This is a genomic window from Actinosynnema sp. ALI-1.44, assembly GCF_001984155.1.
GTDB lineage: Bacteria > Actinomycetota > Actinomycetes > Mycobacteriales > Pseudonocardiaceae > Kibdelosporangium.
In genome coordinates this window covers 1-24,304 of the sequence record NZ_MTQO01000034.1, presented here as the reverse complement: position 1 = coordinate 24,304, position 24,304 = coordinate 1, and the positions used below count along the sequence as shown (strand labels likewise).

25 protein-coding genes are annotated in these 24,304 nt (G+C 65.5%); 19 read left to right on the top strand and 6 right to left on the bottom strand.

Annotation, left to right across the window (positions count from 1 at the left end):
- Nucleotide 1: 1 nt before the first annotated feature.
- Complete coding sequence (locus tag ALI144C_RS07775) at nt 2–2,659, bottom strand: ATP-binding protein (protein WP_076986328.1); 2,658 nt, start codon at nt 2,657–2,659, stop codon at nt 2–4.
- A gap of 690 nt (nt 2,660–3,349) precedes the next feature.
- Here ALI144C_RS07775 and ALI144C_RS07770 point away from each other — a divergent pair.
- Nucleotides 3,350–3,985, top strand: a complete 636-nt coding sequence (locus ALI144C_RS07770) for a response regulator transcription factor (RefSeq protein WP_076986327.1) — start codon at nt 3,350–3,352, stop codon at nt 3,983–3,985.
- Nucleotides 3,986–4,149: 164 nt separating this feature from the next.
- Here the strand turns inward: ALI144C_RS07770 and ALI144C_RS07765 are convergent, their stop codons facing one another.
- Nucleotides 4,150–4,380 (bottom strand): hypothetical protein, encoded by a 231-nt coding sequence (locus ALI144C_RS07765; protein WP_076986326.1) that lies wholly within the window; start codon nt 4,378–4,380, stop codon nt 4,150–4,152.
- A 351-nt stretch (nt 4,381–4,731) separates the two neighbouring features.
- Between ALI144C_RS07765 and ALI144C_RS07760 the strand changes: the two genes are divergently transcribed.
- The 3 genes from ALI144C_RS07760 to ALI144C_RS07750 all read left to right on the top strand — a co-directional run bounded on the left by ALI144C_RS07760 (nt 4,732) and on the right by ALI144C_RS07750 (nt 7,695).
- Nucleotides 4,732–5,673 carry an NAD(P)/FAD-dependent oxidoreductase gene (locus ALI144C_RS07760; protein ID WP_076986325.1) on the top strand — a complete coding sequence of 314 codons (942 nt, stop codon included), beginning with the start codon at nt 4,732–4,734 and terminating at the stop codon, nt 5,671–5,673.
- 118 nt (nt 5,674–5,791) lie between these two features.
- A complete protein-coding gene (locus ALI144C_RS07755) occupies nt 5,792–7,048 on the top strand; it encodes a sensor histidine kinase (RefSeq protein WP_076986445.1) in 1,257 nt (418 codons plus the stop codon).
- On the top strand, nt 7,036–7,695 hold the full coding sequence (locus ALI144C_RS07750) for a response regulator transcription factor (protein ID WP_076986324.1): 660 nt from the start codon (nt 7,036–7,038) through the stop codon (nt 7,693–7,695). Before ALI144C_RS07755 ends, ALI144C_RS07750 begins: the two co-directional genes overlap by 13 nt.
- A gap of 3 nt (nt 7,696–7,698) precedes the next feature.
- Here the strand turns inward: ALI144C_RS07750 and ALI144C_RS07745 are convergent, their stop codons facing one another.
- Together ALI144C_RS07745 and ALI144C_RS07740 are read right to left on the bottom strand one after the other, a co-directional pair.
- Nucleotides 7,699–8,337 (bottom strand): helix-turn-helix transcriptional regulator, encoded by a 639-nt coding sequence (locus ALI144C_RS07745; protein WP_076986323.1) that lies wholly within the window; start codon nt 8,335–8,337, stop codon nt 7,699–7,701.
- A 96-nt stretch (nt 8,338–8,433) separates the two neighbouring features.
- Nucleotides 8,434–9,039, bottom strand: coding sequence for a S1 family peptidase (locus tag ALI144C_RS07740; RefSeq protein WP_237774034.1), 606 nt, complete (start codon nt 9,037–9,039; stop codon nt 8,434–8,436).
- Between the two features lie 469 nt (nt 9,040–9,508).
- Between ALI144C_RS07740 and vanH the strand changes: the two genes are divergently transcribed.
- From vanH to ALI144C_RS58350, 10 genes are all read left to right on the top strand, one after another.
- Entirely contained in the window at nt 9,509–10,558 is a 1,050-nt protein-coding gene (gene vanH / locus ALI144C_RS07735; protein WP_202818885.1) for a D-lactate dehydrogenase VanH, read from the top strand.
- A complete protein-coding gene (gene vanA, locus ALI144C_RS07730; RefSeq protein WP_076986322.1) occupies nt 10,551–11,585 on the top strand; it encodes a D-alanine--(R)-lactate ligase in 1,035 nt (344 codons plus the stop codon). Before vanH ends, vanA begins: the two co-directional genes overlap by 8 nt.
- A gap of 2 nt (nt 11,586–11,587) precedes the next feature.
- Nucleotides 11,588–12,196, top strand: a complete 609-nt coding sequence (gene vanX, locus ALI144C_RS07725; protein ID WP_076986443.1) for a D-Ala-D-Ala dipeptidase VanX — start codon at nt 11,588–11,590, stop codon at nt 12,194–12,196.
- 469 nt (nt 12,197–12,665) lie between these two features.
- Nucleotides 12,666–13,760: a branched-chain amino acid ABC transporter substrate-binding protein gene (locus ALI144C_RS07720; protein WP_237774033.1), complete on the top strand. Its 1,095-nt coding sequence runs from the start codon at nt 12,666–12,668 to the stop codon at nt 13,758–13,760.
- A 471-nt stretch (nt 13,761–14,231) separates the two neighbouring features.
- The gene (locus ALI144C_RS54200) at nt 14,232–14,432 is read left to right on the top strand and encodes a hypothetical protein (RefSeq protein ID WP_143230496.1); all 201 of its coding nucleotides are present in this window, start codon (nt 14,232–14,234) and stop codon (nt 14,430–14,432) included.
- 239 nt (nt 14,433–14,671) lie between these two features.
- Complete coding sequence (locus ALI144C_RS56260; RefSeq protein ID WP_193441161.1) at nt 14,672–14,875, top strand: hypothetical protein; 204 nt, start codon at nt 14,672–14,674, stop codon at nt 14,873–14,875.
- Between the two features lie 114 nt (nt 14,876–14,989).
- A complete protein-coding gene (locus ALI144C_RS07710) occupies nt 14,990–16,054 on the top strand; it encodes a magnesium and cobalt transport protein CorA (protein ID WP_076986319.1) in 1,065 nt (354 codons plus the stop codon).
- A complete protein-coding gene (locus tag ALI144C_RS58355) occupies nt 16,045–16,170 on the top strand; it encodes a hypothetical protein (protein WP_269086661.1) in 126 nt (41 codons plus the stop codon). Before ALI144C_RS07710 ends, ALI144C_RS58355 begins: the two co-directional genes overlap by 10 nt.
- A 520-nt stretch (nt 16,171–16,690) precedes the next feature.
- Nucleotides 16,691–17,725, top strand: a complete 1,035-nt coding sequence (locus tag ALI144C_RS07700; protein WP_076986441.1) for a TerC/Alx family metal homeostasis membrane protein — start codon at nt 16,691–16,693, stop codon at nt 17,723–17,725.
- A 3-nt stretch (nt 17,726–17,728) separates the two neighbouring features.
- Nucleotides 17,729–17,854, top strand: a complete 126-nt coding sequence (locus ALI144C_RS58350; RefSeq protein ID WP_269086658.1) for a hypothetical protein — start codon at nt 17,729–17,731, stop codon at nt 17,852–17,854.
- Nucleotides 17,855–18,073: 219 nt separating this feature from the next.
- Here ALI144C_RS58350 and ALI144C_RS07695 read toward each other — a convergent pair whose 3' ends face one another.
- Nucleotides 18,074–18,391, bottom strand: a complete 318-nt coding sequence (locus tag ALI144C_RS07695) for a hypothetical protein (protein WP_076986440.1) — start codon at nt 18,389–18,391, stop codon at nt 18,074–18,076.
- A 175-nt stretch (nt 18,392–18,566) separates the two neighbouring features.
- Here ALI144C_RS07695 and ALI144C_RS07690 point away from each other — a divergent pair, with 175 nt between their 5' ends.
- A complete protein-coding gene (locus ALI144C_RS07690; protein ID WP_076986318.1) occupies nt 18,567–19,091 on the top strand; it encodes a hypothetical protein in 525 nt (174 codons plus the stop codon).
- A complete protein-coding gene (locus tag ALI144C_RS07685; protein WP_076986317.1) occupies nt 19,088–20,722 on the top strand; it encodes a RecQ family ATP-dependent DNA helicase in 1,635 nt (544 codons plus the stop codon). Before ALI144C_RS07690 ends, ALI144C_RS07685 begins: the two co-directional genes overlap by 4 nt.
- Before the next feature lie 134 nt (nt 20,723–20,856).
- Here the strand turns inward: ALI144C_RS07685 and ALI144C_RS07680 are convergent, their stop codons facing one another.
- Entirely contained in the window at nt 20,857–21,855 is a 999-nt protein-coding gene (locus ALI144C_RS07680) for an SDR family oxidoreductase (RefSeq protein ID WP_076986439.1), read from the bottom strand.
- 240 nt (nt 21,856–22,095) lie between these two features.
- Here ALI144C_RS07680 and ALI144C_RS07675 point away from each other — a divergent pair, with 240 nt between their 5' ends.
- The 3 genes from ALI144C_RS07675 to ALI144C_RS07660 form a co-directional block, all read left to right on the top strand.
- Complete coding sequence (locus tag ALI144C_RS07675) at nt 22,096–23,025, top strand: NAD(P)/FAD-dependent oxidoreductase (RefSeq protein ID WP_083752826.1); 930 nt, start codon at nt 22,096–22,098, stop codon at nt 23,023–23,025.
- 27 nt (nt 23,026–23,052) lie between these two features.
- Nucleotides 23,053–23,787, top strand: a complete 735-nt coding sequence (locus tag ALI144C_RS07670) for a hypothetical protein (protein ID WP_143230494.1) — start codon at nt 23,053–23,055, stop codon at nt 23,785–23,787.
- 304 nt (nt 23,788–24,091) lie between these two features.
- Nucleotides 24,092–24,304 (top strand): manganese catalase family protein (locus ALI144C_RS07660; RefSeq protein ID WP_193441160.1); only part of this gene is annotated, 213 nt, incomplete at its 3' end.

Sequence of the window (24,304 nt, the reverse complement as noted above, 5' to 3'; positions counted from 1 at the left end):
GCTAGAATTCACCGGTCAGCATCGCGGTCGACAGCTCGATCCGGGAACGGAAGCCCGTGTGCGCGAACAGTCTGCTGAGCCGGCCTTCCACGCTTTTCTCGGTGGTGTGCAACGCCATCGCGAGCTGCTTGTTGGTCAACCCGTCGGCGGCGAGCATGGCCAGCACGCGTTCGTTCTCCGCGACGGTCTCTTTTCGGCCGGGGACAACGACGCCGTGCTGTCGCATGAGGTTGCGGATCCACGACCGGTACAGCAGGGCACCGAGTTCACCCAGCAGCTCGTAGACCTCGCTCAGCAACGTCGGCTCGCCTGCCCCATGCCGCACAAGTCGCGCCGCCGTCGCGGCCAGTTCAAGAGGCTGGCCGCGTTCCCTTGCCAGGCGGAGACTTTCGCCCGCTGCTTGCGGGGCGTGGCACACGCAGGCCCGGACCAGCCGGGCATGCGTCAGCGCGCGGGACGTCGGCATGGACTCGGCGACAAGCTCCAGCTCGGCGAGACACCGCCTCGCCTCCTGCCGGTCACCGGCCTCGAGCGCCAGATCGGCCAGCTCCGACCAGCAAAGGTCGGCGCCGACGAGCAGTCCTCGCTCCCTCGTTTCGAGAAAGGCGCGGAGTTTGGCCGCCGCGCGCCCGTTCTCCCCCAACGCCCGGTCGATCCGCGCCTCGGCGATGTACAACAGGTGCTCCAGCTGCGGGCCGGTCTCCCGTGCGGTGATCAGCATTTCCCGTGCCGTGGTCAGCTTGCCCTGCGCCACCAGTACTTCGACGACGTTCTGGTACATGGCGGCGGATCCGGCGTCGAGGTCGCGGTCCGTGCCGTTCGCGATGCCGCGCGTGGCCAGATGGACGGCGAGATCGGCCTGCCCGCACATCGCCGCGAGCATCGCGCGGTTGGCGAGCCGCAGGCTCTCGACCGGCAGGTCCTCGTCGATCAGCAGCTTCTCGGCGCGGCTGGAGTCACCGGTGACCAGCAACGCGGTCAGATGGGAGTTGACGTGCTCGACTCGATGGCGTCCGACATCCCGCAACGGCCACTGCGAACGGTCCGCGAGGCTCTGCTCGAAACGCTCCACGCGGCCGGTCCACAAGGCCGCCATCAAGTACAGCTGGGAACCGTACCGAACGGACGTGGTGTTCCCGGCACGCCATTGGTCCTCGGTCCGCGCCAGGAGATCGCGCACCTGGTCCCAGCGGTCCAGCATGCTGTACGCGAACGCCCTGGTGACCGTGCCCACGGCGTCGTCTCCCGCCCATCGGCTCCGGAGGTCTGCGATCTCCTGTAGCGCCTCGGTGTCCCGCACGCCTTTCAGCGCGTGCACCGCCATCACTTGGACGTCCTGCGTCACGTCCGGCGTGAGCTCGTCAGCGAAGTCGTTCAACAGCAGCAGTGCACCGCGCAGCCCACGCTCGTGGTCACCTTGGGTATGGCATGCGGCGATATGCGCGCGCATGACCATCACATGCTGAGCCCGGCTCTCGGCCAGCCCGATCGCCGAATCGAGCCAGCGCAACGCGCGTTCGGGTGCCTGCGCACCGACCTCAGTGGATCGGAGCAGCAGTTCACGGAGCGCGCGCTGGGGATCGATCAGCCGACCGGCGTCGGCCACGAGATCAGTCAGATAGTCCGCGTCGGCGCATCGCGCGTCGCCTGCCCATACCGCGCCGACAGCCTTCGCCGCGAGGCGCCGCCGTTCGAACGGCCCCATACCCGCGACGAGCGCCGAAGCGACCAGCGGAACCGGGAACCGCCACGAGCTCCCATGGTGACCACGGTGCAGAATTCCCGTCTGCCGCAGAGTTTCCAGCAGTGTGACGGTCTCCGGCTCGGTCGTACCGAGCACTTCGGAGACCAGCCGGGGTACGTCCGCACCGAACGGGGCCAGCACGCTGACCGCTTTCGCCGCCGCATGGGCCCGCCGCCCGAGACCACGAATCATCCTAACGAATTCGTTGTCCTGCGGGGGCTCCACCGGACGCGTGCCGTCCACCAGATACGCACTGCTGCCGAAAACTTGAATGGACCCGTTGTGCCACAACGCTCCAATCGAATCCCGCACCGCAGCCGGAATGCCCCGGCTGAGCGCACCGACACGGGCGACCAGCTCACCGTCCGGCCTCGCCAGCGTCACGGCCGTCAACTGCCGGGAGATCGCCGCGGCAGTCATCGGCCGCAGCCGCACAGAACGCAGAAGCCCTTCGTCACTCAACTTCCGCGCCCAGGCAACCTGATCAGCCCGTGTCAGGGGCGTGCGCACGGCACACACGCATACCGCCGACGTCCCCGCCATCCGTCGCGCGAGCGCCTCCAGCACAGCCCGTGAATCATCATCGATCCACTGCGCGTCGTCGATCAGCAGCGCGCCCTCACCGTCGCCACGAAACAGTGTGTTGGCGACCACCACCGCAGCCCGCCGCGCGATCTCCGGCTCTCGGTGCGCCCCGGCGACCGGACCGATCGACAAGCGGACGGTGTCGGCCCCGCCCAGCCACACCGGCACCGCATCGCCTTCACGGGTGAACCGGGTCGCCGACACCCGTGTCCCGCGCTTCCGAAGCTCGTCCCCCACCTTGCCGAGAAAACTCGTCCGGCCGACCCCCGTCGGTCCAGTGACCAACACCAGCGGCCGATCAGTGGCAATAGCGGCGAGTACTGCATGCACACCCGCATCATGCGATGACAACCACAGCCAGTGCCCCCACCATGACCGGATCAGTGACCATTGGGAAACCGGAGTGCCCAGGCTGACGGCCAACTAGCCCTGGTCATATCTTCAAGCACCGGCCGCGCGCCAAGCGGTGTTCCTGACCTGAATGGCCATGCACCCTGCGCATCGGTCTCTGTGCGGTCGCCAACCAGTGGTCGATCGCCGGACGGATCGGGCGGGGTATCGGGCCGCGATCGCGCGAAGATGGCAAATTCTTGCCAGGTCGCACAATCCTGCGGACATCCAGGTGTTTCCGCAGACCGGCTACCTGTGGACGCGCACCGTCCGTCGGTCGTCCGGCCCTGTGCGACGATGTGGTGGCGCTCAGTCGAGGCGGTTGCCTCGTCGTGCGGCGCGACCGCCTGTAGTGCGGGAAGCTGGTCAAGGCTCTTGTTGAGAATCGGAGCGTTCGCCCCGTCGTTGATCAGTTTCGTCGAAGATTTCCGCCCGCCGCGCAGACAATGCCGGGTGCTGCTCGCGCTCTCTTCGCAATCTCGTCGGCCTTGGTACCGAAAGAAACCTTTTTGTGTACTTTCACATCAGTTAGGCTTCTGAACCGAGGGTTCATCCATGCCGGGGTACGCCGCGCTGGATGGCGGTGACTGTGCTTGCCCGGTTCGGGTGCCGCCCAGTGCAGGGGGTAGCGTGAAGGTTACGAACGTCGTTGTTGTCACGTCCGACCCGTTGCTGCGCAACGGAGCGACTGTCTTGCTGGGCGCGCAGAAGGCTGTCTGCGTCCTGCCGGAATCCGAACTCGCACGCGCGGACGTGGTTCTGCTGCTCGAAGCCAGGACGACCAGGAACACACTGTCCAAACTGGGCCCGGTGGGTCGGAACCCGACCGGGAACGGCCCTCGGTCGTGCGTGGTGGTCACCGATGACTTCAACGAAGACGATCTGCTGACGGCCGTTCTCCTCGGCGTCACCGCGGTCATCCCGTTGCGGGAGACCGGAGGACCGCAACTGCTCAACGCGGTGCTCGCAGCGCACAAGGGCATCGTGTCCATGCCCCCAGTCCTGCAGCGCAAGCTGCTGGCACTCGTCCAGGACGTCGACAGCCAGGTGCTGCGCCCGAACGGACTGATGATGTCCGGGTTGACCGAGCGCGAGTGCGACGTGTTGCGGTTGCTGATCGAAGGGCTCAATACCGAGCAGATCGCGGGCAAGCTCGCCTACTCGGACCGAACCGTCAAGAACGTGCTGCACAGAGTGATGAAACGGCATGGTCTGAGGAATCGCGCGCACGCTGCGGCGTACGCGGTGCGGGCGTGTGTGTGCTGATGGGTGGCCCCAGTCGGATGCGCACCCCGGTACTCAGACCGGGCCGATTCGAAGGGCGTGTGCCATCGCCTGTGAGTGATCGCGAAGATCGAGCCGGTCTTCGGTGACCAGGCGGTCACAGTGGATCTTGCGAACTCCAGCCACGGGCTGATGTGGTTCGCGGATCATCGGCGGTGGTGCCGGTAGTGGTGGACGATCAGCGTCGCCGCGCACGACACCGTGGTGAGTCCGAAAGCGACATTGATGAGAGCGTTGAGGTTCGCGCTCGACACGACGACGTTCCCCGACGCGCTGATGAGCAGTGCCAGCCACAGCAGCGGTCGGAAGGCACCGCTCGGCCGATCGGCGCTCCCCTGCGTGTCAGAGGTCTTGCGAGTGCGGCGAGCGTCGGTCATCAATACTCCGTGCTACGTGGCTGTCGTGATCCGCAGTGAGAGTACGAGACCCGCGCGCTGTTTTCGATCCCTTGAGCTGTACAAGGCGGGTACAGCAGGCTGTACTCCGGTTCTTCCAGCGTAGGGGATTGTACCCGGGCGCCGGTGAGGCGAACCTTGCGGTGAGGGAGCGCGGTGCGGTCCGCGGAAGACTCCATTGTCGACACATCGCCCGGCGCGGCCGGGCGCACCGGTGTCGCGGTCCGGGGAGTCCGAGTATCCGAACCGGAGGTCGCCGATCGCCCGAGCAATGACCAGTCTGTGTCTGGGGGCCGATTCGCGTGCGGTATCGCGCGGTGGCAGGGGGATCACATGTTTGAGCAGCGAGACGGGTACGACGTGGTGGTGGTGGGAGGAGGGGCCGCGGGTTTGAGCGGGGCGTTGGTGCTGGCCCGGTCGCGGCGGTCGGTGGTGGTGATCGACTCGGGATCACCGCGTTTCACACCGGCGGCCAACATCCACGGGTTGGTGTCCCAGGACGGGATCACGCCCGCCGAGTGGCTGGAGCGTGGCCGGTCGGACGTACTGCGGCACGGCGGTGAGGTCGTGCACGGCACAGTCGAGGCCGTGGCCGGCGGCACCGGGTTCGCGGTGACGCTCGCCGACTACCGAACGATCTTCACACGCCGGCTGCTGGTGACCACCGGGCTGACCGACGAGCTGCCGGGCATTCCCGGGCTGTGGGACCGGTGGGGCCGCGACGTGCTGCACTGCCCGTACTGCCACGGCTGGGAAGTTCGTGACCAGGCCATCGGCGTGCTGGCGACCGGCCCGCTGTCGGTGTACCAGGCATCGTTGTTCCGGCAGTGGAGCGATGACGTCACCTTCTTCTCGCACGCCACACCGAGTCTGTCCGAAGAAGACACGGAACGGTTCGCCGCGAGGGGCATTCGCGTGGTGGACGGCGCAGTGGAGTCACTGGACATAGTCGACGACCGGCTGGCCGGTGTCCGGTTGGCCGATGGCACGGTGGTCAGCCGAGACGCGTTGGTGGTGTCACCACGGATGGTGGCGCGTGCACGGTTCCTGGCGGGGGTCGGTCTGCGGCTGGTGGAACACCCCGCGGGCATCGGGCAGTACATCCCGTCCGACGTGACGGGTCGCACGGACGTGCCCGGGATATGGGTGGCTGGCAACGTCACCGATCTGACCGCGCAGGTCGCTACCGCCGCCGCAGCGGGTGCCGCAGCGGCGGCCCAGATCAACGCCGACCTCGTCGAGGAGGAAACACACTCGGCGGCTGCTTCCGGCTGACGGCGGACACTCGGTAGCCTGCGGGGGCATACCCCGTGTCGACAGCGATTCGTGCGACCCGGCAGTTGGGGTGACCGCTCGCGTGGTGTTCGGTCCTACGGCCACCAAGGAGGCGTACATGTCGACTCGCGTCACACGACCGACGCGGAAGTGGGACGTGTGGTCGCGAGTCCGTGACACCGTGGAAGCGCTTGAACACCTCGTCGGCGGGCTGGCTACTGGCGTCATGGCGATCGCGATGCTGCTGTGGCTGGTGGTGACCGCGTTGTTGAGCGTTGTCGGCGTGGGGCTGTACTTGGCGCCGACGACGTTTCGAATGGTTCGTATGATCGCTGACCGGGAACGCGCCCGTTTGTCCCGCTGGGGACCGGATATCGTCAGCCCCGATCCGGTGCCGGACTCGCTGCGGGCCGCTGTCCGGGATCCCGCGGTCCACCAGGAATTGCGGTGGGTCCTCGCGCACGGGACGGCCGGGTTCACGCTCGGAATAGCGGGGGCCACGTTGCCGCTTTACGTGGTCAGCGACATCACTTTCCTGCTCTGGTGGTATCTGCTGCCACCAGAGCAGGCCACCGACACGTTGAGCCTCGTGCGTGTCGACGATGTCCAGGACGCGCTGTGGGTGATGTTGATGGGAGTGGGCTGGGGTTTCGTGGTCGTGGCCGTTCTCCCGCTCATGGCTCGTGTGCAGGCGCGGATCGGACGAAACCTGCTGTCCCCCGATCCCAGCGCCGACCTCGCGCTTCGCGTCGTCCGGCTGGCCGCCACCCGCGCCGCGGCACTGGAGGCTCATGCCGCTGAGCTGCGGCGGATCGAACGGTCGTTGCACGACGGCACCCAGAACCGCCTTGTCGCCGTCAGCGTTCTGCTGGGTGCGGCCCGGCGTGCGCTGGCGCGTGATCCGGCCAGTGCCGACGCGGTTCTCGAACGTGCCCAGTGCGCCGCGGAACAGGCGCTGGCCGAACTGCGCGAGGTGGTCCGCAGTATCCTGCCTCCGGTGTTGTCAGACCGGAGTCTTCCCGACGCGCTGACCGCGTTGGCCGCGGCGTGCCCGGTTTCCTGCCGCGTCGAGGCTGATCTGCCCGAACGATGCGCCGCGTCTGTTGAGGCAACGGCTTATCTCGTGGTCGCGGAGGGGCTGACCAACATCGCCAAGCACAGCCGTGCGCATAACGCGAGTGTTGTGCTCCACCGGCGTGGCGAGTTGCTCTTCGTGGAGATAACCGACGACGGCGACGGCGGAGCGAACGAGCACAGCGGATCGGGACTCGTCGGTATCCGCCACCGGGTGCAAGCACACGACGGAACGTTCGCGCTGTCCAGCCCCGTAGGTGGACCCACTGTGCTGACTGTGAGCCTGCCGTGCGGATTGTGATCGCCGAGGACGACTTGCTGTTGCGCGAAGGACTCGCGCTGTTGCTGCGAGCCGAGTCGTTGGACGTTGTCGCCACAACGGGGCATCCTGACGACTTCCTCGCCGCGGTGGACGAGCACAAGCCCGACGTGGCCATCGTGGATGTCCGGATGCCGCCGACCCACACCGACGAGGGCATCACAGCGGCCGTGACGGCGCGGCGCCGCCAGCCAGATCTCGCGGTGCTGGTGTTGTCGGCCTACGTGGAGCAGACATTCGCGACGCAGCTGCTGGCCGACGGCGGCTCCCGCCTCGGCTACCTGCTGAAGGAACGAGTCGGCCGGGTCGCCGAGTTCCTGGACGCACTGCACCGCGTAGCGAGCGGCGGCACCGCGATGGACCCGGAGGTCATCGCGCAACTGCTGACCAAAACCCGGTCGGACACCCGTCTGGACCGACTCAGCGCCAGAGAACACGACGTACTGGCGTTGATGGCCGAAGGCCTCGGCAACAGCACTATCGCCGAACGACTGTCCGTCACAGACGGTGCCGTCCACAAGCACATCCGCAGCATCTTCGCCAAACTCGGCCTCGCCCCGACCGATCGCGTCGACCGCCGAGTCACCGCCGTCCTGCGGTACCTCGAAGAATGCCGCCACCGGACCTGAAGATCAGATCGCGCCGGTTTGAATGGCATATGCCACGGCCTGCGAGCGATTGCGGAGAGTGAGGCGAACGAGCAGGCTGGAGATGAGGTTCTTGACCGTGGGCACCGTGTAGCACAGTTCGTCGGCTATTTGTGCGGTGTCGAGCCCCCTCGCCAACATGCGGAGGATGTCGGTGTCTCTCGATGTCAGCTCCGCGGTGGGATTTCTACACGGTGACGGCATTTCGCGCTGCACGTGCTCGACGTGCCTCAGCAACTGCTCGAGCACGTCCGGAGGCATCACCCCGCCTCCCGCCGCCGCGTCGGACACACAACGCGAAAGGCGGCTGGTGGTTGCCGCCTGCCGCGGCACAATCGCCACCGCATGGCATTCCACCGCGGCCAACAACTCGGACTCGCTGATGTGGTCGATGACCAGAACGACCGGCTTGCGATTCTCCGACGCTGATCTGCGCATGGCGAACAGCACGTCGGCGTCCAGCCGGTCAGGTGCGAGCACGACGACATCCGCTTCTGCGCAGTCGCTCGGCGACAAGACGGTGAACTCGTCACCCGCCTCGAGCCGACTGAGAACACTGGCGTGAGTAATCGGATCTGATGCCTCGATGACTACGCGAACGCGCCGTGATTGCGTCGAGCGCATCGGTTGCCTCCCGTCGGTGTGCTGATGGCGACCAGTCTGGCCCGGACGTCTTCACGATCTCTTCAGATGATCCATGTGAGGCCCGTTCTCGGGTCATCAAAGCCTGTTCTCCACCTGCTGATGGATCCAGTCGAACACTGTGTCCACCCGCGCGATGACCTCCCGGCCGCGCTGCGGACACGGGGGCCCACTGCTGACGACACCCACCAGGATTCCAGTGCGGTCGTCGTCGGAGACGAACAACGGCGCGCCTGAATCCTGCGGGCACGGACTGTTCTCCACGGTCCGCCCGCCCAGGTGCTCGGCTTCGAAGGTCGTCTGCGCCAGCTTCGCGACCGTGAACTGTCCCCTTTTGACGCGATCCGACCGGGTGACGGCCGTGGCCGACAGGGTCCCCCAACCAGCGAACTGCAGCCGCTGTCCCAGCGTCGGCTTCTTCTCGCTCACCGTCAACGCAACGACGTCCTCGATAGCCGCGCCCAACTTCGCCATGGCGATATCGTTGACCGGCGACTGCAGGACGTCGACGACGATCGCGGCCCGCCCACCGGGATCACTGTCCTTCAGCTTGCCGACCGTCACCGTTGTGGTGTACCGCGGCTTTCCACTGACCCGGACGCCGTTGACGTCGTGGAAGCAGTGCCCAGCCGTGATGATCCACTCAGGAGCGATCAACGCACCGCTACAGCCGCCACTTCGCACCCCACCACCCTTGACGGGGATGTCAGACATCGCCAGTTTCGCGGTGAACGGCAGAACAGGACTCGGCGCCGGACGACTGGTGGACTTCGGCGGCGGAGCCGGTTGAAAGCCGATGTCACCAGCGTTCGCTGCGACGCCGTGATCGGCCGACCTGGCGTGACCATCTCCAGGCGGTTTCCCCGAGACCTCGATGGCGACGTAACCATAGGCAAGGCCGGCTCCCACTATGGCCCCAACCGCGGTGATCCAGAGCCGGCACAGCGGAAGTCTTCCCGCATTCGTACGCACGACATCGAGACGGCCAGGACATCATCGGGTTGAGCCGAATCTCCGGCAGTGCACGAACATACCCTCTCCCTTTTCCCATTCCGCCCACACCCGCCGCGGATCTGTTGCATTTTCGGTGTGGATCTTTGAACGTGGCACCTCACACGTGCCTCCGGTGCCGCACCTACGCAGAGGAGACTCCATGGAAGGCATGACCGACAGCGAACCAGCACGAATAGTGGCCCGCCACGTGCGATCACCGGTGTCCACGCCCTCCTCGGCCGTCCTCGCCACGGGAATCACGATCTATGGCTGCGAGCGGGACGAGGCTGTCTTGTTCCGAGAGATAGCGCCTCGCGTTGGCGTGATACCAACCATCACAGCGGACGCGGTAGCCGAAACCAACGTCGAACTGTCGGTCGGAAACCGGTGTATCAGCGTCGGCCACAAAACCAACATCGCAAACTCCACTCTTCTCGCGCTCAGGCAGGCAGGCGTGGCGTACATCTCCACGAGAAGCATCGGATACAACCACATCGATGTGGAATACGCGGAGAGCATCGGGATATCAGTTGAAAATGTCGCCTATTCGCCCGATAGCGTGGCCGATTACACGGTGATGCTGATGCTCATGGTGTTGCGAAACGCAAAATCCATGATCAGGCGCGCGGATGTTCATGACTACAGGCTGAATGACGTACGCGGGAAGGAATTACGCGACCTGACCGTCGGGGTCATTGGAACAGGACGAATCGGCGCAGCAGTCATGGACAGGCTGTGGGGTTTTGGCTGTCGAATGTTGGCCTATGACATCGATCCCACGATCTCGGCGGACTACGTTCCTCTTGATGACTTGTTGCAGCGGAGCGATATTGTCACGCTCCATGCGCCACTGACCGCACGGACGCGCCATCTCCTGCATCGTCGACGTATCGAGCAGATGAAGCACGGCGCATTCGTCATCAACACCGCACGCGGTGCACTTCTTGACACCGAGGCTCTTGTCGCGGCCCTGGAAACCGAAAGATTGGGCGGAGCGGCCCTGGATGTCGTCGAAGGAGAGGAAGGGATATTCTACGCCGACCGCAGAAACAAACCCATCGAAAGCGCGCTGTTGGTGCGGCTGCAGCACATGCCAAATGTGATCGTCAGTCCGCACACCGCCTACTACACGGACCTTGCCCTGCGCGACAGCGTTGAAAACTCCATCACCAACTGCTTGACATTCGAAAGCAGGAACCAGCGTGAATAGACTGAAAATCGGAATCATCTTCGGAGGCTCTTCCGAGGAACATCTCGTCTCCGTCAAATCCGCACAGGAGATCTCGAAGAATCTCAATTCCGAAAAGTATGAACCGTTCTACATCGGGATTACGAAGAGCGGCGCTTGGCAGCTGTGCGACGGACCGGGCGAAAATTGGGAAAAAGGCAACTGCCGTCCGGCCGTTCTGTCACCCGACCGAAGCGTCCATGGATTGCTTGTTCTGGAGCAGGGGCGATACACAACGATCAACGTGGACGTCGTGTTGCCCGTTTTACACGGCAAACTCGGTGAGGACGGCGCGATCCAGGGTTTGCTGGAGCTTTCCGGCATCCCATATGTGGGCTGCGACATCCAGAGTTCCGCTCTGTGCATGGACAAATCCCTCACCTACACCGTCGTCAGCAGTGCGGGAATCGCTACGCCGAATTTCTGGACCGTCACGGCGGACGAGGATATCAATGCCGACCGGCTTACCTATCCCGTCTTCGTGAAGCCGGCCCGTTCGGGGTCGTCTTTCGGCGTGAGCAAGGTATCTCGAAAAGAAGAACTGCCGAGCGCGGTCGAGACCGCGCGGAAGTACGACTCGAAGGTACTGATCGAGGAGGCTGTCGTCGGCAGTGAACTCGGATGCTCCATACTGGGGAACGGCCTGAATGTGCTGACCGGCGAGGTCGATCGAATCGCTCTGTCTCATGGCTTTTTCAGGATCCACCAGGAGGATGACCCTGAAAGCGGATCCGAGAACTCCACTTTTATCGTTCCCGCTGACATTTCGGCCGAGACGCGCTCCCTCGTCCAGGAGACAGCGAAAGACATATATCGCACCTTGGGATGCAGAGGACTTGCCCGGGTGGATATGTTTCTCAAGGACGACGGCAGCGTGATGCTCAACGAGGTCAATACTTTTCCTGGCATGACCTCCTACAGCCGTTATCCGAGAATGATGGCAGCCGCAGGGTTTCCGCTCGCCGAAGTGATCGACCGGATGGTGTCGTTGGCACTGACAGGAAAATGACGATGCACGAAGATTTTGTCTACGTGGACGAGATCGTACCCAGGATACGCTGGGATGCGAAGTACGCCACGTGGGACAACTTCACCGGAAAACCGGTGGACGGATATCTGGCAAATCGAATCGTTGGCACGAGGGCTTTGTGCGCAGCGCTGCACAGCGCGCAAGAAAAGGCCGAATCCCTTGGCTTCGGTTTGCTTCTGTGGGACGGCTATCGCCCCCAGCGCGCCGTGGACTGCTTTCTGCGCTGGTCACGCCAGCCGGAGGATGGCCGGACAAAGCTGCGGTACTACCCGAATATCACCAGAACCGAGATGTTCGAAAAAGGATACGTGGCCGCCAAATCGGGCCACAGCCGGGGCGGCACCGTCGACCTGACGCTCTATCACCTGACTACCGGTGAACTCGCGCCCATGGGCGGTGACCATGATCTGATGGATTCAATCTCACATCATGGCGCACAGGGAATCACACCAGCCGAAGCGAGAAATCGGCAGCACCTCTGTTCCCTCATGGAGGCCTGCGGTTTCACCAGGTACGACCGCGAGTGGTGGCATTACACACTGAAAGACGAGCCTTACCCAGGCACATATTTTGATTTTTCCATCGCGTAGTCGAGCCGAGGTGGATGACGGCTCTGTCGTCCCGACTCGAATCGACGGCATCGGAGATGGCCCAGCGCACTCACAGCGTCGACCAGTTCTGCGTAGCGGGCCCTTCTGCCCACTTATGCTCTCTGGCGAGGGAGTATTCGGGCGAGGTTCAGGCGACGTTCTTGGCAGTGGCCACCGGCCTTCGGTAGGCATGTGCCGCTCCGGGATATCCCGGAGCGAGGGCACGTAACACGTGGCCCCTGTGGACATCAGAGACCGGGTTGCGCCGGGCGCCGCCGACACACATCCCAGCGGCACCCAGAAAGACCAACCCCACTACCGATGAGGACACCAAGTGCACAACCCCACAGCGAAAGCAGGTGCGCTGGTCGCCGGCTTGCTACTGCTGGCCGCTTGCAGCAGCAACAAAAACGAATCCGGCACAGGTGGGCAGGCCGCCGGATGCGACACCAGCAAAGGAGCGCTCGTCGTGGGTCTGATCGCCCCGCTGAGCGGCGGCGTCTCCTCCATCGGCCTCGGCATCCGGAATTCGGCTCAGGTCGCCGTCGACCAAGCCAACGAGCAGTGCAGGGTGAAGGGCTACCGGCTGGTCCTGCAGGCCGAGGACGACCAGGCCAACCCGCAGGTGGGTGCCCAGGCAGCGTCCAAGCTGGCATCCAGCCCTGGCGTCGTCGGCGTGGTGGGGACCTTCAACTCGTCGGTGGCGCAGAGCGTGCAGCCCGTGCTCGCCACCAAGAAGATCGTCCAGATCTCCCCGGGCAACACCAACCCTGCGCTGACCAAAGGCGAGGACCTGGCCAACCCGAAGCGCCAGTTCGCCAGCTATTTCAGGACGTGCACCACCGACGCCTTCCAGGGCCCCCACGCGGCGGACTATCTGGTCGGCAAGGCAGGCAAGAAGAAGATCGCGGTCATCACCGACGGCAAGACCTACGGCGTCGGCATCGCCCGCGAGTTCATCAAGCAGGCGCGCAAGCTCGGTGCCCGAATCGTGACCCAGGAGACTCTCGGCGAGAAGGAAACCGACTTCGCGGGTGCGCTGGGCAAGGTCAAGACAGCCACGCCGGACGCGATCTACTACGGCGGCGAGTTCCCGGCGGCCGGACCGCTGAGCAAGCAGGCGGCCGAGATGGCGCTGAACGTGCCCCTCATGGGCGGAGATGGCATCTTCGACCCGAAGTACATCGAACTCGGCGGCAAACAGGGCGACCTGGCGACGTCGATCGGCGCTCCCACCGAAACGCAGCCAACCGCGAAGGATTTTCTCGCCGCGTACAACCAGAAGAAGTACACGGACGCATACGGCGGGTTCGGTGCCTTTTCATACGATGCGGCCAACGTGATCATCACCAGCCTGGCGAACACGCTTGGCGCGAACGGCGCCTGGGACGAGTCGCAGCGCGATGCCATGCGTGACCATGTGCAGAACTACAAGGGCAATGGGGCCACCGGAGAGGTCGCGTTCGACGAATTCGGCGACAGCACCAACAAGGTGCTGACCGTGTACGGGGTGGACAACGGCAAGTGGACCGTGGTCGAAACCGGCTCGTTCGCCGGCAGCTGACCGACCGGACACGCGGGTGAGTGTTTCTGCGGGTTGGACTTGGCGAAACGCTCACCAGCGGGCCGGAAGGTGCTGTGCGCGATTCGATCCGTGATCCCCGTGATCACCTCGGCCTGATCCGCACCTGGCGACTGGCCCTGGACCCGGAAAGTTCTGCGGCTGCACCGGACCAAGGTGGTCGCCGGCCCCGCGCTCGCGGCCCTGGAACAGGCCGTGGCCGGTGACACTGACCTGGATCACACCTTGCGAGTCTGGAAGGACATCGCCGACATCGCGGTGACAGCTCGATGACCCGGACACGGCCACCGCGTGGACCACAGCCCTGTGGGCTCCGGGCTCGGTCCAGGCCCGCGCCAACGAACTCGGCGGCGCCTAGATCGAGCAGACAGGTTTGGAGGGCGGGTGAACGGGGAACACTTCCCCGGCACTCCACCCGCCGGACGTGGCGGCCGACCTTGTTCAGGTAGGACGATGACTGACGGCGACCAGGACGCTGCGGCACCAACTGATCTCGACGAGGGCTTGGTTCACTTGCGTCGCCGAATTCACGACCAAGAGCAAAGACTCAGCGAACACAAGCAACACCTGACCGCGTTGCGCGAGGATGTGGATCGCTTGCTCGCACGCCTCAACGCCTACCGTCACGGCGACCCACCACGGCCGCCCATATGAGCTCTCCACGGGCCGTTCGCCTCGCCCGATCGAGACAGCAGTTTCGTTTCCCGCACCACCGGTTACGTACGCGTCGGGCCTGGGACGAGCCACACCCGATATTCAAGCATTTGTACAAGTGTGTGTCATACTGCGGCCGTGACACGCCGTGGGACTGCCGAGCCGATCTCGCCGGATCTGCTGCAGCAGGTCGCGGGCACGTTCGGGATGTTGCCAGCGACGGCGCGTCTGCAGGTCGTGTGGCGAAGTTGAAACTGGCCGGACTGGTGACGGTGCGCCGCGAGGGACGACGGCAGGTCTGTGTGATCGCTGACGCGCACGTGGCGGAGACGGCCCAGCGCACGGTCGGGCACTACGCCCAGTCGCGCGGTGCGTCTCGCCGGGCAGGAGACGGTCCCGGAGTGCCTGACAGCCGCGCCCCAGACGGCGAAGAGGGAACCTGACCGGCTGGACAGCAGACTGCTGATGCGTGGGACACAGTGTGCTTCGTCGCGTGGCCGCTCACGTTGTCGCGGAGGACCGATGAGTCCCCTTGTCACACATGACATGGAGGTGGGATGGCAATCAGGCCGCCGGGCGGCTGGGCGAGTGGGCAACCGGAGCGAGGCGGTCCGGTGCCGGTCTCAGCGTATGTGGTGGACTGCGCCGTGTACGTGGATGGTGAGCGGTTGCCAGGCCGTTGGTCGCATACGGACGCGATCGCCGAGGTCCGTCGGCGCGGCGACGGGTTCGTCTGGGTTGGATTGTTCGAGCCGGACAGTGAGCAGATTCAGGGCATCGCGGACGCCTATGGGTTGCACGAACTGGCGGTCGAGGACGCGGTGACCGCGCACCAGCGGCCCAAGTTGGATCGTTACGACGAGACGCTGTTCATGGTGCTCAAGACCGTGCACTACGTGGCGCACGAGTCACCGACCACGGCGAACGAGATCGTGGAAACCGGGGAGATCATGGCCTTTCTGGGTCCCGATTTCATCGTGACGGTGCGCCATGGCCACCATTCCGGCCTGCGTGGCCTGCGCCGGGAACTGGAGGTGGAGCCAGACCGGATGCGGCTGGGCCCCGCTGCGGTGCTGCATGCGATCGCCGACCGAGTTGTGGATGACTACCTGGAGGTCAGCGAGGCGTTCGATCGTGACATCGACGAGGTCGAGTCGGTGGTCTTCGCGCCACACAGCACGGTCGGTGCCGAACAGATGTACCTGATGAAGCGGGAAGTGCTCGAACTGCGACGGGCGATCGCGCCGCTGACCACTCCGCTGCGCCAACTGGCCGAGGGGCACACACCACTCGTACCGGTGGAGGTGCGGTCGTACTTTCGTGACGTGGATGATCACTTGACGATGGTCGCGGAACGGGTGGCCAGGGCGGACGAGTTGCTGACCACATTGGTGGACGCGACCTTGGCCAAAATCACGCTGCGACAGAACAACGACATGCGCAAGATCACCGCGTGGGCGGCGATCATCGCGATACCCACCATGGGTGTGGGGGTGTACGGCATGAACTTCGACCACATGCCGGAGTTGCACTGGAAGTTCGGCTACCCGACCGTGATGGTCGTGATCCTGTCGGCGTGCTTCGTCCTCTACCGGATCTTCAAACGGAATCGGTGGCTGTAGTGCTGCGCAAACCGATGTTCTGGGTCGTGTTGTTCCTGCTCGGCTGGCTCACCCTGATCACCGTGCAGATCGCACTCGGCATGGGCGGTGCGCCCGGAGAAGGCGGCGCGCCCTGACTCGGTGGGTCCCTCGTTGTGTCAACGCTCGTGCTGCGGCAAGCCGTGACCGGGGTTCCAGCAGCCGCATACCGGTGCCGAACGATGTGCAGTTCCAACTCGTCCAGCAGGCCCGCCGCGATCACCCGGCGCACCAGCGTTCCGCCACCGGCGACGGCCACGTTCTTGTCTCCCGCCGCGGCCTTGGCCTGTGCCACGGCACTGGCGAGCCGTCGGCAGTCTCGTGCCGACGGCGAGCGAGCGGTCCTGGATCTGCTTCGCGAGCTGGGTCCGGAGCTGCTCGATGAGCCGCCCATCGCCATCACTCACCTGGGTGAAACTTTAATAGTCCTTTACCAGCGATTTACTTTTGGGGGTGGCGTGGTGATACTGAGGGCGAGGGGAGTACTTCCGGTAGGGCCTCGCCGGTCAGGACGGACATCCCGATGATGTCCTCGGCAGGCCGCCCCTGGTGGGTGAAGGAGACCTCGAACGCGCCGGTGAACGCGCTGGATGTTCACCTCGGTTCGAGGAGGTCCCGTTGCCTGACTCGTCGGTTGTGCTGGCCGCGTCGACGGAATCGGTCGGCTCCCCAGGGTTGTGGTTCGTCAGCATCGCTGTCCTATTGGGACTGCTGGTCGCTGACTTCGTGGTGACGCGTCGCCCGCACGAGGTGTCGATGCGGGAGGCCGTGGGCTGGTCGACGTTCTACCTGACGCTACCGGTTCTGTTCGGGCTCTGGCTGTGGGCCGCCTTCGGTGGCGCTCAGGGGATGGAGTTCCTGACCGGGTTCGTGGTGGAGAAGTCCCTGTCGGTGGACAACCTGTTCGTGTTCATGCTGTTGCTGGCCGCGTTCGCGGTCCCCTCGGATGTGCAGCAACGTGTGCTGCTCTACGGCATCGTCGGCGCTCTGGTGCTGCGTGGGGTGTTCATCGCGGCTGGCGCCGCCATGCTGGCGGCCGGCACATGGGCGTTCCTCGTGTTCGGTGTGATCCTGTTCGCGTCGGCGGTGAAGATCCTGCACCAGGCGGTGACGGGTGCCGATGCCGTGCAGGACACCTCACGGATGCGGTCAGTGCGGCTGCTGCGCAGGTGGCTGCCGGTCACCGACGACTACCACGGTGCGCGGCTGACTGTCCGGGAGCGGGGGCGGCGGGCGCTCACTCCGTTGGCGGTCGTGGTGGTGGCGGTGTTCGCGACCGATGTGGTGTTCGCAGTCGACTCGGTGCCCGCGGTCTACGGCATCACCAAGGATCCCTACCTCGTGTTCGCGACCAACGCGTTCGCCCTGCTCGGTCTGCGCGCCCTGTACTTCGTGCTGCACACCGCGCTGGCCAAGCTCACCCACCTCAACCACGGCCTCGCGATCATCCTCGCGTTCATCGGAGTGAAGCTCGTCCTGCACTGGGCACACGAGATCTGGCCCGGGGTACCGCAGATCCCGACCCCGGTCTCCCTGGCCGTCATCGTCATCATCCTGGCCACGGTCACCCTCACCAGCCTGCGCGCACGACACCGCGCCACCAACCTGACCGGTGCACAGGGCGGTGGGCCAGCCACTGCACGACGGGACTGAACCATGCTGACCGATCTGCTGCTCAACGCCCTGGCCGACCTCGTCCTCACCCTCTTCATCCTCGCTGCCCTGGTGATCACCTGCGCGGCCATGACCCCGCCCCGGCCACCACGCGGCCCGCACCGCTGACACCTCACGCTCCACCCGAGCTGAGCGGCGGCACACCTGTGTCCACTTGGACTAGCAGAGCAATACCGCTTGAGAGGCACCGATACGTGACCTGTCGGCCGAGACTTACCGAAGCTATGGTCGACGGACAGGAGTCAGGAGTCCGAGGAGGACGAATGCCTGCTCGTGGCCGCACGGCGGTGTCCGCGTTGAGGTGGCGGCAGTTCCGAATGCCTGGCGTCACTGGACCTTCGGCCAGTCGGGATGTGCACTGTAGACGGATGCCACCAGCTTCAACACGTCCGGATCCCGCATGACCTTGGCCTCGGCGCGGAGGAAGGCGACTTTCTCCGGGAACGGGACCGGAGCGCGTTCTTCCCGCGCCTGCACCGGGTCCGCGCTCACCAGCAGACCCTCGCCGTCGTCGGCGTACATGATCCGGATACGGCCGTGCCGTTCGGCGTCGTCGAGATGGGGCAGTTCGTCGGCGTTGAACCGTTCCTCGTCCTCGTCGAGACGGGCCAGAACAAACGCGCTGAGGTCGTCGGAGCCGGTCATGAACACGCTTTAGCCGTTTTGGCCGGGCTCAAACATCTTCCGGTGTACACCATCGGGAGATTCCCCCGGTGCTGCTCGGCGTTCATGGTGGCCCGAGCGCCTTCTCTGCGACCGCAACACTCCTGTCCTCGTCAAGGCGCGGGTAGGCGCGCCACCTCCGGGTACCCGCAGGGGCATGATGAAACGCGCGGTGTGGCAGGGTTTGGTATCGGGTGCGGCCGGGGTCGCGGTGATGACGCTGGGAGAGAAGCTGGAACAGCGGCTGACCGGGCGGCCCGACTCCCATGTACCGGCCCGGGTGCTGCAGCAGCTGACGGGCATGCCCGAACGTGCGGGACAACAGCCAGTGTGGGTGAACTGGGCGATGCACTTCGGCCAAGGCATCGTGCTCGGTGTGTTGCGATCGGTGATGGCTCACGCGGGGCTGCGCGGGCCGTGGTCCTCGGCGAAGTTCACGGTCGTCCGGCTGACCAACGACCAGATCCTGGAGAACGCCACTGGCGTCGGCGCTCCACCGCCCACGTGGCCCCGGGCAGAACTGGCGGTGGACCTGTTGCACAAAGCGGTCTACGGGTTCGTGACCGGTGTCGTCGCTGACGCTTTCGCCGCGAGGTCCGGCCCGGGTCCTGGGCAACGGCACGCCTCGCTCCAGCCTGGCCGTCATTCCGATGTCGGTCCCAGCCGGGGCACTGATCGGTGACGCACGCTGAGCAACTGCGGCGTCTGGCAGCGGAGAAGTTCGGTTGGTCGCGCCTGCGTGATGAGCAGCTGGCGGCCATGGAGGCGGTGATGGCCGGACACGACGTGCTGGCGGTGCTGCCCACCGGGTCGGGCAAGTCGGCGATCTACCAGGTGCCTGCCTTGTTGCTGGACGGCCCGGCCCTGGTGGTGTCGCCGTTGATCGCGTTGCAGCACGACCAGATCGAAGGCATCAGGGACAGCGAAGCACCGCCCGCGGTCGCGGTGAACTCGACGCAGCGCAAGGCCGAGCGGGACCAGGCGTGGGAGGCCGTGTCCGAACGCGGCGCGGAGTACATCTTTCTCGCCCCGGAACAACTCGCCCGCGATGACGTGCGGACCAGATTGGCGGACCTCGGGGTGTCGCTGTTCGTCGTGGACGAGGCGCATTGCGTCTCGGCGTGGGGCCACGACTTCCGGCCGGACTACCTCCGGCTGGCGCCGGTGATCGAACGGCTCGGCCATCCGCGGGTGATCGCGTTGACGGCCACCGCCGCGCCTCCTGTGCGTGAGGACATCGCGTCCCGGCTCGGGCTGCGTGACCACCGGGAGGTGGTGGCCAGTTTCGACCGGCCCAATCTGCACCTGGCCGTGCGGAGGTGGACCGACGACACCACCAAACGCAACGCGATCCTGTCGGACGTACGCGCGCTGACGTCCGATCCGGCGAGCAGAACCGGATTGCTCTACACAGCCAGCCGCAAGGACGCGGAGTTCTACGCCGATGAACTCGTGAACACCGGCGTCCGTGCGGCGGCGTACCACGCCGGGATGGGATCCGCTGCCCGTGACGACGTCCATCGGCGGTTCATGGCCGGGGACATCGACGTCGTGGTGGCCACGTCGGCGTTCGGCATGGGCATCGACAAACCGGATGTGCGGTTCGTCCTGCACGCCTCCGTCGTCGACTCGTTGGACACCTACTACCAGCAGATCGGGCGAGCCGGGCGGGACGACGAACCGGCCACGGTGGTGTTGCACTACCGCCCGGAAGACCTGGGCCTGCAGAAGTTCCTCGCTGGCGGAAAGGGCCCGGAGCACGCGGTCCAGCGGGTGGCGCGTGCGCTGCACGACAACACCGGGCCGGTAGCCGTCGCGGACCTCGTGCCGGGGACGCCTGCCGCCCAGCGGACCAGAGCGATCAACCTGCTCGACCAGGCCGGAGCGCTCACCACGGCGGACACCGGCGACCTGGTGGGTCTTCGGTCCGGTCTGCCGTTTCAACAGGCGGTTGACCAGGCGATGGAGGTGTTCGACGCGCATCGGCGCCTGATCCGGTCGAGGCTGGAGATGATGAGGCAGTACGCCGAGACGTCCGGCTGCCGTCGTCAGCACCTGCTGGGGTACTTCGGCGAGCACAAGCAAGACCGCTGCGGCGCGTGCGACACGTGTGACGCCGGAACCGCCGAAGACCAACATCCGGGCACGAGCCACTTCCCGTCCGGTGCCTCCGTACACCACCGGGAATGGGGGCACGGAGTCGTGATGTCGGTCGAGCAGGACCGGCTGACCGTGCTGTTCGACGACGCGGGGTACAGGACGCTGTCCCTCGCGGCGGTGGAGGACCGGGACTTGCTCGTACCGGACTCGTGAACACGGTACCGACGTCGATCAGCCTCGGGGATGTTTACCAGTCACCTTCACGGGTAGACGCGCCAAGCCGATGTCGTGACCTGGTTGGAGACCGAACTGGGCTGGCCGGGCATGCAGTTTCGGATCGGCACGGGTCATTCCCGGCGCCCACCCCGCTGACCGGACCGCTTGCGTCGAGCCACTGCCAGAGCCGCGCCCGTCAGCATGAGCGCTCCTGACGTGACGCGTCGAATGGTTGTGCGACGCCGACCGTGCCACCCGCCCTGCACACCACCAGTGCCTGAAGCGGGCTCATGCAAGTTGCCGTGTGTGGGAGAGGCCGACTCGTCTCGTGACAAATGAGTTCGCTCCGTCTGCAGCGCCATCATCTTCTCGGTCAGGCCAGGCATCCACTTCGCCTGCAACACGAGACCACGTCCCATGGAACCCACCACGATTTCACGTCGCGGTACGCGAACCAGGTTGACGACGGCCTTCGCAACCCGTTCGGGCGAGTACACCGGAGGCATGGCCTTGACCCGGCGCCCGGTGTAGTTGGCCGCGTGATCGAAGAACGGGGTGTCGATGGTGGCTGGCAGAACCGTGCAGACCCGCACACCGCGTTCCTTGGCCAGCCGCAGTTCCTGGCGCAGGCTGGTGCTCAACGCCCGGACCGCGACCTTCGACATGCCATACGGTGATGTGTACGGCTGCGGCACCACGCCGACGATCGAGGACACGTTCACCAGCACACCAGCCCCCTGGTCTCGCATGTACCGCAGCGCCGCTCGGGCCCCGTGCACGTATCCCATCACGTTGACGTCCATCACCCGGCGGAAGTCGTCCAGCGGGATCTCCTCGAACGACGAGAACACCGAGACCGCGGCGGCGTTCACCCACACGTCGATCCGTCCGAAGCGCTCGACGGCGAGGTGTGCCAGGTTGTTCACCTGGTGCGCGTCGGTGACGTCGACGCTCACGGCGAACGCCTGGGCGCCCGCGTGCTCACACTCCCGGACCAGTTCACGCAGGGCATCCTCACGGCGAGCGGCGACCACCACCGCCGCGCCGTTCCTGGCGAACCGCAACGCGGTCGCCCGACCGACACCACTCGACGCCCCCGTGATGACGACAACAGCGTTCCGTACCCTCAAGACCGCTCCTTCTTTCTTCTCCGAAAGGGTTCTGCCCGGCATTCCTTCTTCGGTTCGTCCTGGACGGCGCCCGCTGACCAGTGGCTTCCCGGCGTCGTGACGGGCAAACATGGGCCTCGCTCCAGTCCGGTCGTCGTCCACATCCGTTCCTCGTGGTTCGGGTCGACCAGGCGGGGTATTCGCTGCCGGGCCACCCCTGTCACTTCCGCCATCCGAGCGTGGCCGAGAAAGGTGATCCGCATGGCACGGGACCTGTACGACGTGGCGGTCATCGGAGCCGGGCCGGGAGGGTTGAGCACCGCGCTGGTTCTGGGCCGTTCCCGCCGTACGACACTGCTGGTCGACGGTGGCGCTGGACGCAATTCCCCGGCGGCGGGCGTGCACGGCATGCTTGCCTGTGACGGGATGGCACCCGACGAGCTGCGGTCGGCCGGTTCGAAGCAGGTGCGGGAGTACCCGGATGTCGAGGTGCGTGACGGGCGCGTTCGGACAGTCGTCAGTAGACAGCACGGGTTCGCGGTCGAACTGGACGACGGCCGCGCTGCGGTTGTCCGCCGGGTCGTGCTCGCGACCGGTGTGCGGGAGGATCTGCCGGACGTTCCCGGTGTGGCTGAGCGCTGGGGTCGAGGCGTGATGGGGTGCCCGTACTGCCACGCCTGGGAGATGCGCGATCAGCCGCTGGCGGTGCTGGCTACCGGCGGCGGTGACGACGCGATGTTCGCCGCGCAACTGACGAGGTGGAGCTCGCAGGTCACTCTTTGCACCAACGGGATCGAGGACACGGGTGATGAGGGCGTGCTCCGCAGGTGCGGTGTGTCGGTGCGGTCACAAGTGGTGCGCCGCGTCGAAGGACGGGACAACGGTGTGGAGCAGGTGATCTTCCATGAGGGGCCGCCGTTGCGGTGTGCGGGGATGTTCCTGCACGCCACTACTCGTCAGGCGAGCGCGTTGCCCGCACAGTTGGGCTGTGTGATGCTGGACGATGGCAGCGTTCGCGTGGACGACGCCGGGCAGACCAGTGTGCCGGGCATCTACGCGGTGGGGGACATGGCTCGCCGGGAGTCCAGCCCATCCGGGATGACCTTCGTGGTCTCGGCAGCGGCGATGGGCTTTGTCACCGCCACGACGATCAACCAGGATCTGTTCCTCGACACGCTGTCGGCGGACTGACCGCATCGATACCGGGTAGCCGAGGCTATGCGCACACCACGGATGGAGCCGGGGCAGGGCTTGGTCGTCGCCTTCTTCAAAGGTCTCGCGCGGTTACGGCACGCCTCGGCGGTGCACCCAGCTGGTCTGGTGTTCGCCGCGGAGCTGACATTGCCCGACGGCTGGCCCGGGCAGCCCGGCGCCGTGGTCGAAACAGTCACCGTGCGGATGTCCAAGGGGGTGGGCCTACCTGGCGGCTGGCCGGACGTGCTCGGTCTCGCGGTGCGGATTCCGGACGCGTCGGGGCCGGGCAAGCCGGTCGACCTGCTGCTCTCGACGGCCGGTTCCGGCAGGCTGACGCGCTGCCTGCCGCTGCCTCGCCGCGACTGGTCGCGCCGTGCTTCCTACAGCAGCATCATGCCGTTCAGGACGGCCGAAGGCCTGCGGTGGATCACGGCGATTGCCCATCCGGAGTCGATTCCGCCAGGGCAGCTGGCCGAGGCACTGCCATTCGCGGTCGACCTGCTGCTCGCCGGATCACGAGGACGCAGGCAGGCATGGGGAAGGCTGGTGATCACCGAACGGCTGCCGCACCGGAAGATCCGTTTCGACCCGATCCTGAACGCCCACTCCGCGATGGTCCCCGTACCGCGTGCGCTTTCGTCGCTGCGTAAGCGCGCGTACGCGGGTTCGAGGCAGGGTGCCCCCAGTGGTCTGCTGGGCGGTTACGGAGGATCGGGTCACGAGGGCCCAGCTATCAGCGGCGACGGCGAACAGCTCTGACAGCGGAGTAGACGACGCCGATCACCAGCACCCAGGGCAGGAAGTTCGGATCGGTGAGCACCGTGAACGGACCCAGCCGCAGCACTGTGGTCGCGGTGCCGACGAAGAACAGGGAACGTCGGCAATCTGGTGGTCCATGCGTCCGGCTACCCCGCCCCGGACCCTCGAAACGCCAGAGAACACCCGGCGCAGGCCGGGTTACGAACTTCTTGACACCGCAGTTCATGCTGCGCTCTCAGGTTTGGGTGACTTCGACGCGGGAAGCCGAGTGCTTCAGCATTCGTCCCATGATGTGGAGTGGTCCATGTTCTTTCATCGTCAGGAACTTCAGTACAGGGCGACTCCGGAGCAGCCGGACGCTGTGTACGCCCGCAAGCTGCAGGAGGTGCTCGGCGGTCAGTACGGTGAGATCAGCGTTGCGATGCAGTACATGTTCCAGGGGTGGAACATGCACGTCCCAGGCAAGTACCGCGACATGGTGTTCGGCATCGGCGCGGAGGAGTTCGGCCACGTCGAG

Bases quoted from the DNA above. Each gene is read 5' to 3' on its own strand.
- ALI144C_RS07745 (WP_076986323.1), bottom strand. From the start codon at position 8,337: ATGCGCTCGACGCAATCACGGCGCGTTCGCGTAGTCATCGAGGCATCA.
- ALI144C_RS07765 (WP_076986326.1), bottom strand. From the start codon at position 4,380: ATGACCGACGCTCGCCGCACTCGCAAGACCTCTGACACGCAGGGGAGC.
- vanH (WP_202818885.1), top strand. From the start codon at position 9,509: ATGGAAGGCATGACCGACAGCGAACCAGCACGAATAGTGGCCCGCCAC.
- ALI144C_RS07695 (WP_076986440.1), bottom strand. From the start codon at position 18,391: ATGACCGGCTCCGACGACCTCAGCGCGTTTGTTCTGGCCCGTCTCGAC.
- ALI144C_RS07690 (WP_076986318.1), top strand. From the start codon at position 18,567: ATGATGAAACGCGCGGTGTGGCAGGGTTTGGTATCGGGTGCGGCCGGG.
- vanX (WP_076986443.1), top strand. From the start codon at position 11,588: ATGCACGAAGATTTTGTCTACGTGGACGAGATCGTACCCAGGATACGC.
- ALI144C_RS07710 (WP_076986319.1), top strand. From the start codon at position 14,990: ATGGCAATCAGGCCGCCGGGCGGCTGGGCGAGTGGGCAACCGGAGCGA.
- ALI144C_RS07670 (WP_143230494.1), top strand. From the start codon at position 23,053: ATGCGCACACCACGGATGGAGCCGGGGCAGGGCTTGGTCGTCGCCTTC.
- ALI144C_RS58350 (WP_269086658.1), top strand. From the start codon at position 17,729: ATGCTGACCGATCTGCTGCTCAACGCCCTGGCCGACCTCGTCCTCACC.
- ALI144C_RS07675 (WP_083752826.1), top strand. From the start codon at position 22,096: ATGGCACGGGACCTGTACGACGTGGCGGTCATCGGAGCCGGGCCGGGA.
- ALI144C_RS07755 (WP_076986445.1), top strand. From the start codon at position 5,792: ATGTCGACTCGCGTCACACGACCGACGCGGAAGTGGGACGTGTGGTCG.
- ALI144C_RS07760 (WP_076986325.1), top strand. From the start codon at position 4,732: ATGTTTGAGCAGCGAGACGGGTACGACGTGGTGGTGGTGGGAGGAGGG.
- ALI144C_RS54200 (WP_143230496.1), top strand. From the start codon at position 14,232: ATGACTGACGGCGACCAGGACGCTGCGGCACCAACTGATCTCGACGAG.